Raw genomic sequence first — 12928 nt, 5'->3', positions numbered from 1 at the left:
CAAAGGGAAATTAAAGTACTGTCAAAATTTAAAATAAATTATTACATTTGAAACGTACTAGTATTAGTATAGAAAATATATTGCAGTACCCGCTGTTGAAATGCGGGAATAAAAATAAAGACAATAATTTACCAGCACAATTGGTAGTATTTTTATGGTCTCAGCAGAAGATGTAAATAGATTCATTGATGCGATAAAGAACGTATCTACATATGATTTTTCTGATTATTCAGAGCGGTCATTCAAACGAAGGATAGACAAAGTGCTCAATGATAATCGGATGGATATCAATGGTGCGATCAATAAGCTCTCAAAGGACAAAGACTTTCTTGAAAATGTAATTAAAGATATTACAGTCAATACCACCGAACTCTTCCGGGATCCAGAATTATGGATTACCCTTAAGTACCGGATTCTGCCCAAATTTCGCAAAAACAAATCAATTTTCATCTGGCATGCAGGGTGCTCCAGCGGACAGGAGATCTACTCTATGTTAATCCTGCTGGCTGAACTCGATCTGTTCGAAAAAGCCAAAGTATTCGCCACAGACATTAACACAGACATGCTCGAACGTGCAAAAGCCGGCGAATACCGCTATCGTTTTAACCTCCAGTACCTTGACAATTTCGACAAAGTAATAAAAGAAAACCCTTACAACTACGAAGATGTAAAAGATGTCCCTTACGAAAAATATTTTGATATTGACAAAACCCAGGATTCCATTAAAATGAAAAAATTCCTCAGGGATAAAACCGTTTTTCGAAAGCATGACCTTGTAAACGATAAAAATATTTTTTATTCAAAATTTGACATTATTTTTTGCAGAAATGTAATCATATATTTTAACAACAATTTACAAAACAAAGTACTGGAGCTATTTAGCAATAATTTATACCGCGACGGTTACCTTGCACTTGGAGCACATGAAAGTATACTTGGCCCGGTATCTAACAATTTCGAAAGAACCAAAGGGGTATACAAAAAAAAGGCTTATTAAAAGAAATTAATTGAGAATGATATACGATATTGGCATAGTAGATACAAAAAAAGTAATTGCAGCAATTAACGAAGTCTACAACATAGACTTCAGCAATTTTGCGCTTACAGCATTCAAAAGACGGTTGCTGTATGTGCTTAATGAAAACAATTATGCCAGTATAGTAGATTTTATTTCAAACATTGAAAATAATCAATTACTTTTTGAAAAATACCTTGCTCAGGGCCTGGTCGACACAACAGAAATGTTTCGTGACCCATCTTCCTGGCGGGAATTACGAGACAAGTACGTGCCAGAATTGTACAAAAACCGTGAGTTTAAAGTATTAATACCCGGAATTTCAAGTGGAGATGATTTGTACACCCTGCTAATAATGCTGAAAGAATTAGGTATGTTACATCATGCCAAAGTAACCGCAACCAGTATTAGCGAAATTCGGTTAAATAATGTTGAGCGAGGAGGTTACTACGATTTAAAAAAGATAGAAATCGGCGAAGCCAATTATAAACGCTTCTCAGATGAAGCTTCTCTCAGTGCATACTACACCCTTGAAGGCACCAAGGCCAGGATGAATCAAGACCTTTTGGAAAATGTCACATTCAAAAAACATAGTTTTCTTATAGATGATGCCCTAAAAGGGTTCCACCTGGTCATTTACAGAAACCGCTTAATCTATTTTAATCCAACCTTACAGGATAAAATCACAGAAAAACTAATCAAATCAACACTTTTAGGCGGAATCATTAGCACTGGAACTAAAGAATCATTAGCAAACACATCATACTTTACAAAACTCACACACCTAAACGACGAAGAAAAGTTATATAAAAAACGAACAGAATAATTGACGCCAATGTATAAAGCTATAATCATAGGAGGTAGTGCTGGAAGTTTCCAGGTTATAACGCGCATTATAGCAGCGTTACCAAAGGACTATCCGCTTCCGGTATTCCTGTGTCTCCACAGACTGAAACATGTACGATCTGGTTTTGTGGAAGCTTTATCCATTAAGACCGGTCTACCGGTAAAAGAGCCCAACGACAAAGACCCAATTAAAGCGGGCAATATTTACCTGGCCCCGGCCAATTATCATATGTACATAGAACTCGGGAACAAATTTGCGCTTTCTACCGAAGAAGCCGTTAACCATTCACGCCCATCAATAGACTTGTCATTTATTTCAGCGGCATACAATTATAAAAGAAAACTGGTTGGCATCATTCTGTCAGGAGCCAATAAAGACGGGGCCATGGGTCTCAAAAAAGCAAAAGACAACGGAGGGCTCACAATAGTGCAGGATCCGGCAGAATGCCAGGTGCCCACAATGACCAACGCATCATTGCAAGCTACTAAAGTAGACCATATTATGAAAACGGATGAAATTATACGGTTTTTACTAAAATTAAAGTAATTTCGCAACTATGAAGCATATCCAAAAGAATCGCACATACCTCTCTGTTTATCTGGTCATTGTTTTACTGGCCATTGTTGCTGCCTATGCAGTTAGTTTGCAAACTTTCGGATTTAACTGGGTCATTGTATCCCTAACAGGTGTCATTCTGTTAATAATTATACGCATTTACACCATTGCAATTGCCTTTTACAAACAAATAAAAGAAATAACCCTTCAGCAACAAAAAGAATCTGAAGAAGAAATTTCAATCAGCGACATCATCAACCAAAAAAATACAGGACAGCAAGAAGAAAAAGAACAACAAGAAGAAGAGCTCGACAAACTTATTGAACAATTATCAGGTGAAAGTGACGCAGAACAATTGGCTCAAAAACTTCTTGCCCGATTAGGAGAAGAACTACATATTGTTCAGGGTCTGGTGTATCAGTACAGCAGTGAAACAGAAAAATTTGAAGTATTAAGCACTTTTGCATATTACGGAGAGGAGCCACCACAACCATTTACCATAGGCGAAGGACTCTCCGGACAAGCTGCACGTGATCAGCATCGCATTTTACTCACCGAATTACCAGACGATTATACAGAAGTAATTTCCGGGTTGGGTAAAAGGCAACCCAAGATGCTATTATTAGCACCGTTGATATATGAAAAAAAGACAGTAGCCTTAGTGGAATTGTCTTTCTTTGAAAAATTAGAAGAACAAAAAATTGATAAATTCGAAGGCATACTTAACAAATTAGCAAAACATTTTGCCTAACATTTATCCGTATAGATTTTTGGTTATATGAAAAGTACACATAAACGAAAAATACAGCTGCGCAAACTACTCCTTGGCTACGGAACTGAATCCCGGTTTCCGACAGGCTTAGTTTTAATCAGTCTGATTTTTCCGCTGGTGGCCTGGATGGTAGAATTTATTCTGAGAAACCATGAATTTACATTTTATGGTTTTGTGGAAATGCATAGAACTACCCCACTGGTCTTTCTGATAGATATTATTCCTATAGTTGCCGGCGTAGTTGGATACAAACTGGAAGGCTGGCTGGAAAATATGGAAACATATTATGAACAATCCATTGAAGACAAAAAATCTATCATACAGCGCAATGCCTATTTCGCCAAACAAATTGGTGAAGGGAAGTTAGATATTGACAGCAATGCATTCAATGAAAATGATTTACTGGGGCAGTCTTTGATCAGAATGCGTGATAATTTGCTTAAAACATCCCAAAAAGAATCAGAACGAAGCTGGATCACCGCAGGTAAAGATAAAATTGCTACTATACTTCGTTTACACAACGACCTGGATGAACTGGCATACGACACACTTGTAAATCTTATCGATTACATCGAAATTGTTCAGGGCGCATTTTACCTTTACGATGAAGAAGAAAAAATTATAGAAAACAAGGCTACCTATGCCTATAACCGTCGAAAATATGTAAATCAGCGATTTAAAATCGGCGAAGGCCTCGTCGGTCAGGCGGCCTTTGAAATGGACATTATTTACAGAAAAGAAATACCCGAAGATTATCTTACCATTACATCCGGTTTATTAAAAGAGCAAAAACCCAACACCATTTTAGTGGTTCCACTCATTACAGATGAAAAACTTCAGGGTGTACTGGAATTTGCATCGCTCGAAAAAGACATTACAGACCTCACCATCAACTTCCTCAAAGAACTAAGTGATGTAATTGCCAGAACACTTTTTAACCTAAAAGTTAATAAAAGAACAGAAAAGCTCCTGCAAGACTCACAAAAGATGACAGAGGAGCTCAAAGAAAACGAGGAAGAGTTAAGACAGAACGCAGAAGAAATGCGGGCAACGCATGAAGAATTGGAACGATCAAATGCCAAGCTCGAACAACAAATAACCGAGGTAGAAAATGCGCAAAAAAGATTACACTCACTCCTTGAAAATGCTTCTGAGGTAATTTCTATTTACGACCAGGAACTCAACCTGAAATATATAAGTCCTTCCGTGGCCAACATTTATGGATTTACACCCGAAGAAATGATTGACGGAAAAGACATGGACCGATTAACAGCAAAAGGCACCAAGGAAATACAGCAAATGTTCAAACGTTTGCTTGATGATCCATCAGAAACCATTGTCATCCAATATACTTACATGAACAAAGCCGGCAAGAAAATCTATGTCGAAACAACAGGTCGAAACCTGCTCAGCGACGAAGCCATAGCCGGCATTATACTCAACTCACAGGATATTACGGAACGTAAGCGTGCAGAGAAAGAAGAACGCATGAAAAGTAAAATGCAGGCACTATCAGAAAACTCGCCTGATATGATCATGCGTATGAATGAAGAAGGACAATTCTTCTATGCCAACCCGATTGTTAAAATATTCACTGGAGTTGACAACAAAACAATCGTAACAAGAAAGCTTCACGAAGTTGAATTTAATGATGAAACAAAAAACTTTTTTACTGAAGCCATAAAAGACACCGTTGAAAGCGGACAAAAACAAAATTACGAAACAGTTTTCCCTACAAACTTTGGCGATAGAATAATGCAGGTAAGCGCCATTCCTGAATTTAATGAAGAAAACGAACTGGAAACCATCCTGTTTGTAGCTCACGATATTACAGAACAGAAAAAGATTGAAAACGAGATAAAAGAGAAAAATAAGAACATAACTGAAAGTATAAACTACGCAGAACGCATTCAAAAATCGTTGCTCCCCAGCACAATACATATTCAGGAATTCGTACCTAAATCGTTCATCTTTTACAGACCGCGCGATGTAGTAAGTGGTGATTTCCCATGGTTTTTCCAAAAGGATGATTATATTTACATTGCAGCAGTTGATTGCACGGGTCACGGAGTACCCGGAGCACTCCTTTCATTTATTGGGTATTTTATACTCAATAACGTGGTTGACCACGATAATGGAATTAATGCAGGACAAATTCTGGATAAATTTCATGTAGGAGTACGCTCAGCATTAAAACAAGATAAAGCCGGGGCAAATGCCCGGGACGGAATGGATATTGCCTTTTGCAAAATTAACCTGAAAACAAATCAGTTAGATTATGCAGGAGCGCATAGGCCACTTTACTTAATAAGAAACAAAGAGTTATTTGAATATAAAGGCAATCGTAAAGCCATTGGAGGAATACCTTTGGGTAAAAAACCAGAAAAAGATTTTAAGAATTACGAATTACAGATGAAGAAAGGAGACAAAATATTCTTTTTCTCAGATGGCTTGCCAGACCAGGTTGGTGGTCCAAATAAAAGAAAGTACCAGCCCAAAAGAATTAGAGAGCATTTAAAAGAAAACACGGATTTATCAATGGCACAATACAATGATTTTTTTAATAAAGATTTTCTTAAATGGAAAGGAGATAACAAACAAATCGATGATGTGTTATTAATAGGTATAGAGTTTTAATATCCTTCAAACTAAATAACTGTTATGGATGACAAAGTAGATATTAAAGATTTCCTCGAATTCGTCTATAGTTTTTATAAAACTATGAAAGACCATGAGGTGACCCTTGTTTATGAAGGTGAGGTAACCCACCAAATAACCAAGGCATTTACCTCACTGACAGAAACAAACATGGAAGCCGAAGAAGAGGGCCCGTCGACCCAGAAAAAGGTTTTTCATGTTATGGTAGAATGCTTGCAAAATATGAGCAAGCATGCAGAAACAATCGATGCCAGCGATCTCAAAAAAGATGGTCGTGGTATTTTTATGCTAAGTAAAAAAGATGACGCGTACAGCATTACCACAGGAAACGTGCTCAACAATTCCAAGGTTGCCCATATTATCAAAATGCTTGAGCAAATTAACAGCCTCGACAAAGAAGGACTTAAAAAGCTATACAAACAACAAATCAAAGAAGGAAGGCTGTCTAACAAAGGTGGTGCAGGACTCGGATTTATTGACATAGCCAAAAAAACAGGAAACAAACTATTTTACAACTTCTTGTCAATAAATGATGAATTCTCATTTTTCGTTTTTACATCTAAAATTTCAAGAAACAACTAAAACAAGACTATAAACCATGGAAGTAATAAAGATTATAGGAACAGATGATACGCCAAGCATAACCCTGGATGCACAAAATGAAATTTTTGAAATCTCAGGGAGATCTCTTCCAGAAGACGTAGGTGCCTTTTACGAACCTATTCTTGATTGGCTGGACAGATACGCCGAAGAACCAAATGAAAAAACCGTATTCAACTTCAAGTTGGTTTATTTCAACACAGCATCTTCTAAGCTAATCCTTGACATCTTACTTAAACTGGAAGAAATGCATGAGGACGATAAAGAAATCCTTATCAGGTGGCATTTCCCAGAAGATGACGAAGACATGGAAGAAGCCGGTGAAGAATATGCCGATATTGTTGAAGTACCATTTGAGCAGGTAAGCTACTCGCTGGACTAATTAGAAACCAGTTATCGTATTACAGAGGCGTAAGATCTAATTTATGAGTGAAGAAATTCTAAAAGCATTAATGCAGCTGTTTGCCATTATCGCCAAACAAGATGATGGCATTGAAGACAATGAAATAGAATTTGTCAAGACATTCCTCAGCTCTCAGCTCAACAAAGAAGCTGTGGAAGAGTATTTGGCACTATTCTATAAGCATGCCGGCATTAATCCTGATGAACTTCACAACGAGAAAAAAGACAAAAAACGCCAGCTTACTTCGGTAAAAGATTCGGTGAAAATTCTCGGAATCTGTAAAAAAATTAACAAACGACTCAACCAAAAACAAAAAGTGGTTGTACTTGTGCGTTTGTTTGAGTTGGTCAATGCCGACAGAAAATTTACAGAGCAGAGAATGGCCATTATTAACACCGTTGCTGAAGTTTTTAATATCGACCCGGACGAATTTGATAGTACCGAATCATTTGTGGTCGAATCGCCTGAAAAAATCAGCAACCCTCACATCCTGAAAATTAATGGAATAAAGGAAGAAGACACAGAAAGCAAACACATCCATAGCGAAGACCTCGACGGAAATCTACTTGTATTGCAAATCAAAAGTGTTGACCTCTATTTTCTGCGCTACACAGGTAACCAGGATATTTTCTTAAATGGCCTCCCACTCAACAACCGAAGTATTTACCTTTTCGCCAATGGCGGAACCGTTAAACTTACCAAAGGAAAGCCCGTCTACTATTCCGATGTAGTTGCACATTTCCTTGCAGACCTCACGTCATCCAAAATCTCATTCAATGTAAACGATGTAAACTTTACGTTCCCCAATGGAGGCATTGGGCTGCGGAACATTGAACTCTCAGAGGAGCAGGGAAGACTCATTGGAATTATGGGTGCATCCGGCGCCGGTAAAACAACTTTGCTCAATGTACTAACCGGCATGGAATCGCCCTCAGAAGGCAGTGTCATCATCAATGATATCAACATTCATGAAGAACCTGAAAAAATAGAAGGTGTAATTGGGTCTATACCCCAGGATGACCTGCTAATAAGCGAACTAACAGTTTACCAAAACCTATACTACAACGCAAAACTCTGTTTCAAAGACAAAACTGAAGAGGAAATAGATGGGCTCGTAGCCAAAACACTTACCAACCTTGGACTTTACGATAGAAAAGACCTCAAAGTAGGCTCACCCCTAAACAAGACCATTAGCGGCGGACAACGAAAAAGACTCAACATTGCATTGGAGCTTATTCGGGAACCCTCAATCTTGTTCGTTGATGAGCCCACCTCAGGATTATCATCCCGCGACTCTGAAAATGTAATGGACTTGCTCAGAGAACTTGCACTGAAAGGCAAGCTTATTTTTGTCGTTATTCACCAGCCTTCATCCGACATTTATAAAATGTTTGATAAAATGCTGATCCTTGATACCGGTGGATATCAGATTTATTATGGCAACCCGGTAGAAGCTGTTACTTATTTCAAAAAACTCGACAACCAAATCAACAGCGAGGTAGGCGAATGCCCGACTTGCGGTAATGTTAATCCGGAACTAATTTTCAATATTATTGACGCTAAAGTAGTCGATGAATTTGGACGTTACACACAAAACCGAAAAGTTACACCTCATGAATGGGAAAAACGTTATAAAACTCAAAACACAGTTGAAAAAGTTCCGGACGTTACAGAAAACCCACCACAAAGCCTGAACATACCCAAATGGTTTGCTCAATTTAAAATATATACCATCCGGGATTTTATTTCCAAAATAACAAATAAGCAATACGTTATATTAAACTTATTGGAAGCACCCTTGCTGGGATTTATACTGGCTTTTATTATTCGTTATATAGAACCCGATGCTGACAATTATATTTTCCGGGCCAATGCAAACATTCCGCCGTATATTTTCATGGCACTCATTGTTGCATTGTTTCTGGGGTTTATGGTCAGCGCCGAAGAAATATTCAAAGACAGAAAAATTCTAAAAAGGGAAGCATTTCTCAACCTAAGCCGTTCCAGTTATCTAATATCAAAAATTCTAATATTATTTCTCATATCAGCTGTTCAGGCACTTCTATTCGCTGCTGTGGCCAATGTGGTACTGGAAATACGCGCCATGTTCTTTGAATACTGGTTTGCACTATTCACCATATCAGCATTTGCCAACATGCTGGGATTAAATATTTCATCGGCATTTAACTCAGCTGTTACCATATACATTATGATTCCCCTGCTGATGATACCCCAAATGGCCCTCGGAGGTGCAATGTTTAGTTTCGATAAACTGAATCGTAACATCAGCAACGTAGATAAAGTGCCTGTAATTGCAGAATTTATTGCCTCCCGCTGGTGTTACGAAGCACTTATGGTAAAGCAATTCAGAGATAACAAATTTGAAAAACATTTTTACCAGATTGACAGAGCCATAAGTATCGGTAGTTTCCGGAGCACAAAATGGACAGAAGAAATTGAAAAACGTGTGGATGTGGCTTTACAAAGCGTACAATCCAACAACGACAGCATATTAGAAGCATCCAAAGACATTTTTGAGTTACTCAGATATGAATTAGAAAGAGAAAACAAACGCAACAGCAAAATCACCTTTCCGGCTATCTCCAGAATTAATACAAAAGATTTTAATGCAGAGCTTGCCGATAGCCTGCTCAACTATTTGAGTAACATAAAAGGTTATTACGAAACTATTGCTCTTAAAGCCCGAAAGAAAAAAGATGCCATGGTGATGAAACTGGACGCCAAAAATCCACAACTCTATATACAGCAACAAAACAAATATCACAATGAGGCCGTGTCGGATATTGTGAAAAACATTTACATGAAACAAGTTGTAGAATACGACAACAAACTGGTAAGACAACGCGACCCGATTTTCCGGTATCCAGAAGTAGAACACGCCTTAGACTTTAGAAGTCATTTTTTTGCACCACAAAAGCATTTTCTGGGCGTTTACATGGATACATACTACTTCAACATGATTGTGGTATGGGTAATGACCCTTTTACTGTATGTAACTTTGTATTATAATTCATTAAAAAAACTCTTGGAAATGTCATCTAAATAGTCAGAATTTTTGACTTTTGAAATATTTTGTATATTTACTCATAGAAAAAATCATCTAGAAATATGAAGAAACTACTAATCATTTTAGCTGCATTAGCCATTGTTTTCTTTGGTTGCAACACAGAAAAAAACAACAAAGAAAATTTTGGTGAAATCCTTGGAGATGATCCGAAGTTAGATAGTGCTCAGGTTTCGGAAGAACTTCCGACTGAAGCTCAGCAGGTACTACAAAATATTTCTTCTTCTCCGGTAGAAATGGCCGCATTACTCCAAAGTGCAGGCGTCGAATTTTCGGAAAGATATATAACTGAAGTTAAAGACGTGGACCAATACAACACAGACTTCAAAAGAGCTGTGAATCTTGGAATACTGGGAGCTGACCTTGGTTATTTGAACATGTATAAAAAAACCGGACCTGTTATGAATAACATGCAGGCTATCCGCAAACTTTCTGAAGAATTACGTGTTCAGCAATTTTTTGATTTCCAGACCATCAAAAGGCTGGCCACAAATAATGAAAACATAGATTCGCTGATGTACATTACACTCCAAAGTTTCAATAACATGGACACCTATCTGCAACAAAACGGCAGAAGTGAAATAAGTGCATTAATTATTTGCGGAACCTGGATGGAAGGTATGTATATAGCCACTCAGGTATTAAAAGAATCTAAAAATCCCGACCCGGATATTGTTGAACGGATTGGTGACCAAAAAGAGGTTATAGAAAACCTCACTACCATGCTCAGTTACTATAAAAATAATCAACAATTTAAAAAACTTCATGATAGCTACGCACGCATATTAAGCGCGTACGACGGAGTTACAAAAACCATTGAGCAAGGAGAACCCGAGCAAAGAGAAATCGATGGTATTCTGGTTGTAGTACAAAATGAAATCAGCCATGTGAAAGTACCGGATGAAACGCTTGAAAAAATTATCCTGACGATAGAAGAAGTAAGAAATAATTTAATTAGACTATAATATGAGGAAAGCAATAGCATTACTCGTTATAGCATTGACCTTTATGGCAGGCAATGCCTTTGCCCAAAGTGATGAATTAGTCAACACCTGTGCACTAAACATTGGCAATGCTACCTATATGAAAGACTTTAAGGTGAAACTTCAGCAAAGTAGCGTTAAGCCACCTCCATCGTCTAAATTCTCAATTCTTATGAATAAGGGAACCATTTACAAACTAAACACCTGTAACGCTGATGGTTATGCGGGTAATATTGTGGTGGAGCTTTACGATGGGGCAAAAAAACTTACAACAAACCTACAGCCTGACGGAGAACTTAAAGAGGCTTTTGGTTTCTTCTGCCAGAAATCGGGGGTGTACAAAATACGTGCATACTTTAAAGATGGTAAAGAAGGCGCTGCTGTGGTAATTTTGAGTTTTATGCAGAGAAAATAAAATATTCCAAAATTCTTAAGCTGCCTTTTCAGGCAGCTTTTTTTATGGGTAACTTTTTCATAGTGAGCCAGCATAAATAATAAAGCAGGAATCCCAAACCAACTCCAAGCAAACCACCAAAGAAAATATCTGCAGGATAATGAACACCCAGATAAACTCTGCTATAAGAAACCAAAGCCGCCCAAATTAATATGGCAATTGTGTACCATCTTCTCCTTATAAACATCAAAGAGAGAATGGCAAACCCAAAAGTATTGGCAGCATGGCTCGAAACAAACCCAAAAGACCCACCGTGATAATTATTCAACAAATGTATCAAGCCCTCAAATTCGGGATTATGAGACGGTCTCGGTCTTTCAACGGCAAACTTAATGGCCACAGAAATCTGGTCATTAGCAGCAACTACCAAAATGGCAAAAAACAGAAGCCAAATCACATTCCACTTCCATTCTTTCACCCACCAAATTAGGACTGCTAAATACAGCGGCACCCAAAAATATTTTTCACTAAACCACCACATAATTTGATCAAAGAAACTATTATGCAAACCGTTTAGAAATAAGAATAACTCTTTATCGAACTGTACTAAGGTATCAAACATCATCATCAATGTTTAAAGTATTCCAAATCAAATCTTTAAGCTTGTCCAGATTCATCTGTGCTACTGATGAGATAAACAATGAGGGAATATCGGGCAAATCCTCTGAAATTTCGGACATTAACTCATCGTCTAGCATATCGCTTTTAGTAATAGCCAATATTCGGGCTTTGTCCAAAAGTTGTGGGTTATGCTTTTCGAGCTCAGACAGTAAAATTTTATATTCTTTATGAATGTCGTCACTATCTGCTGGCACCATAAAGAGTAAAGCCGGATTTCGTTCAATATGCCGCAGAAACCTCAGACCTAAGCCTTTGCCTTCGGATGCACCTTCGATTATGCCGGGTATATCAGCCATAACAAATGAACGGTTATCACGATATGGAACTATACCCAGATTAGGCGTTAAAGTGGTAAAAGCATAATCGGCTATTTTAGGTTTAGCTGCAGATACCACAGAGAGCAAAGTAGATTTACCTGCATTCGGAAAGCCCACAAGGCCGATATCAGCCAAAACCTTCAGTTCGAATATAAACCATCCCTCTTTACCAGGCCGGCCCGGTTGAGCATACCTGGGAGCCTGATTGGTAGCTGTTTTAAAATGTGTGTTTCCTAGTCCACCCTGGCCACCTTCGAGCAATATTACGGTTTCATCATGATGAGTAACTTCACAAAAAACCTCATTTGTTTCCTCATCTCGCACTATAGTACCAATAGGCACATCAATGATGACATCCTCACCCTGAGCGCCGAAACTTCTTTGTCCACCCCCCGGGTCGCCATCTGCTGCAAAAATGTGTTTCTTATAACGTAAATGTAAGAGGGTCCACTGATTCCGATTACCTCTTAAATAAATATTGCCTCCATGGCCGCCATCGCCGCCATCAGGCCCGCCTTTAGCAACAAACTTTTCTCTACGGAAATGTTCTGACCCTGCTCCTCCTTTACCCGAACGACAAAAAATCCGGATATAATCAACAAAATTTGATTGTCCCAT

The 12928-nt window shown here is 38.1% G+C and carries 12 protein-coding genes; 10 read left to right on the top strand and 2 right to left on the bottom strand.

What is annotated here, in order from left to right:
- Positions 1–154 precede the first annotated feature (154 nt).
- The 10 genes from ACTB0Y_RS13600 to ACTB0Y_RS13555 all read left to right on the top strand — a co-directional run bounded on the left by ACTB0Y_RS13600 (position 155) and on the right by ACTB0Y_RS13555 (position 11333).
- Entirely contained in the window at positions 155–997 is an 843-nt protein-coding gene (locus tag ACTB0Y_RS13600; protein WP_463207377.1) for a CheR family methyltransferase, read from the top strand.
- A 16-nt stretch (positions 998–1013) separates the two neighbouring features.
- Positions 1014–1841 carry a CheR family methyltransferase gene (locus ACTB0Y_RS13595; RefSeq protein WP_463207376.1) on the top strand — a complete coding sequence of 276 codons (828 nt, stop codon included), beginning with the start codon at positions 1014–1016 and terminating at the stop codon, positions 1839–1841.
- Positions 1842–1850: 9 nt separating this feature from the next.
- Positions 1851–2408: a chemotaxis protein CheB gene (locus tag ACTB0Y_RS13590; protein ID WP_463207375.1), complete on the top strand. Its 558-nt coding sequence runs from the start codon at positions 1851–1853 to the stop codon at positions 2406–2408.
- Positions 2409–2418: 10 nt separating this feature from the next.
- Entirely contained in the window at positions 2419–3168 is a 750-nt protein-coding gene (locus ACTB0Y_RS13585) for a GAF domain-containing protein (RefSeq protein ID WP_463207374.1), read from the top strand.
- A gap of 27 nt (positions 3169–3195) precedes the next feature.
- On the top strand, positions 3196–5826 hold the full coding sequence (locus ACTB0Y_RS13580) for a PAS domain S-box protein (RefSeq protein WP_463207373.1): 2631 nt from the start codon (positions 3196–3198) through the stop codon (positions 5824–5826).
- A gap of 24 nt (positions 5827–5850) precedes the next feature.
- Positions 5851–6429, top strand: a complete 579-nt coding sequence (locus tag ACTB0Y_RS13575; protein ID WP_463207372.1) for a SiaB family protein kinase — start codon at positions 5851–5853, stop codon at positions 6427–6429.
- 16 nt (positions 6430–6445) lie between these two features.
- A complete protein-coding gene (locus tag ACTB0Y_RS13570) occupies positions 6446–6829 on the top strand; it encodes a DUF1987 domain-containing protein (RefSeq protein ID WP_463207371.1) in 384 nt (127 codons plus the stop codon).
- Positions 6830–6872: 43 nt separating this feature from the next.
- Positions 6873–9917, top strand: coding sequence for an ATP-binding cassette domain-containing protein (locus ACTB0Y_RS13565; RefSeq protein ID WP_463207370.1), 3045 nt, complete (start codon positions 6873–6875; stop codon positions 9915–9917).
- A gap of 62 nt (positions 9918–9979) precedes the next feature.
- Positions 9980–10900, top strand: a complete 921-nt coding sequence (locus tag ACTB0Y_RS13560; protein WP_463207369.1) for a hypothetical protein — start codon at positions 9980–9982, stop codon at positions 10898–10900.
- A gap of 1 nt (position 10901) precedes the next feature.
- Positions 10902–11333, top strand: coding sequence for a hypothetical protein (locus ACTB0Y_RS13555; RefSeq protein WP_463207368.1), 432 nt, complete (start codon positions 10902–10904; stop codon positions 11331–11333).
- Positions 11334–11361: 28 nt separating this feature from the next.
- Here ACTB0Y_RS13555 and ACTB0Y_RS13550 read toward each other — a convergent pair whose 3' ends face one another.
- Positions 11362–11934, bottom strand: coding sequence for a phosphatase PAP2 family protein (locus ACTB0Y_RS13550; protein ID WP_463207367.1), 573 nt, complete (start codon positions 11932–11934; stop codon positions 11362–11364).
- Positions 11927–12928, bottom strand: a complete 1002-nt coding sequence (gene obgE, locus ACTB0Y_RS13545) for a GTPase ObgE (RefSeq protein WP_463207366.1) — start codon at positions 12926–12928, stop codon at positions 11927–11929. The genes ACTB0Y_RS13550 and obgE overlap by 8 nt, the downstream gene beginning before the upstream one ends.

It is taken from the genome of Salinivirga sp. (genome assembly GCF_055145285.1).
This window is presented reverse-complemented; position numbering and strand designations above follow the sequence as displayed.

What these genes read in the sequence shown, in the direction of transcription:
- ACTB0Y_RS13565 (WP_463207370.1), top strand. Translation starts at nt 6,873, where the DNA reads ATGAGTGAAGAAATTCTAAAAGCATTAATGCAGCTGTTTGCCATTATC.
- ACTB0Y_RS13600 (WP_463207377.1), top strand. Translation starts at nt 155, where the DNA reads ATGGTCTCAGCAGAAGATGTAAATAGATTCATTGATGCGATAAAGAAC.
- ACTB0Y_RS13580 (WP_463207373.1), top strand. Translation starts at nt 3,196, where the DNA reads ATGAAAAGTACACATAAACGAAAAATACAGCTGCGCAAACTACTCCTT.
- ACTB0Y_RS13560 (WP_463207369.1), top strand. Translation starts at nt 9,980, where the DNA reads ATGAAGAAACTACTAATCATTTTAGCTGCATTAGCCATTGTTTTCTTT.
- ACTB0Y_RS13585 (WP_463207374.1), top strand. Translation starts at nt 2,419, where the DNA reads ATGAAGCATATCCAAAAGAATCGCACATACCTCTCTGTTTATCTGGTC.
- ACTB0Y_RS13595 (WP_463207376.1), top strand. Translation starts at nt 1,014, where the DNA reads ATGATATACGATATTGGCATAGTAGATACAAAAAAAGTAATTGCAGCA.
- ACTB0Y_RS13550 (WP_463207367.1), bottom strand. Translation starts at nt 11,934, where the DNA reads ATGTTTGATACCTTAGTACAGTTCGATAAAGAGTTATTCTTATTTCTA.
- ACTB0Y_RS13575 (WP_463207372.1), top strand. Translation starts at nt 5,851, where the DNA reads ATGGATGACAAAGTAGATATTAAAGATTTCCTCGAATTCGTCTATAGT.
- ACTB0Y_RS13570 (WP_463207371.1), top strand. Translation starts at nt 6,446, where the DNA reads ATGGAAGTAATAAAGATTATAGGAACAGATGATACGCCAAGCATAACC.
- ACTB0Y_RS13590 (WP_463207375.1), top strand. Translation starts at nt 1,851, where the DNA reads ATGTATAAAGCTATAATCATAGGAGGTAGTGCTGGAAGTTTCCAGGTT.
- obgE (WP_463207366.1), bottom strand. Translation starts at nt 12,928, where the DNA reads ATGGGACAATCAAATTTTGTTGATTATATCCGGATTTTTTGTCGTTCG.
- ACTB0Y_RS13555 (WP_463207368.1), top strand. Translation starts at nt 10,902, where the DNA reads ATGAGGAAAGCAATAGCATTACTCGTTATAGCATTGACCTTTATGGCA.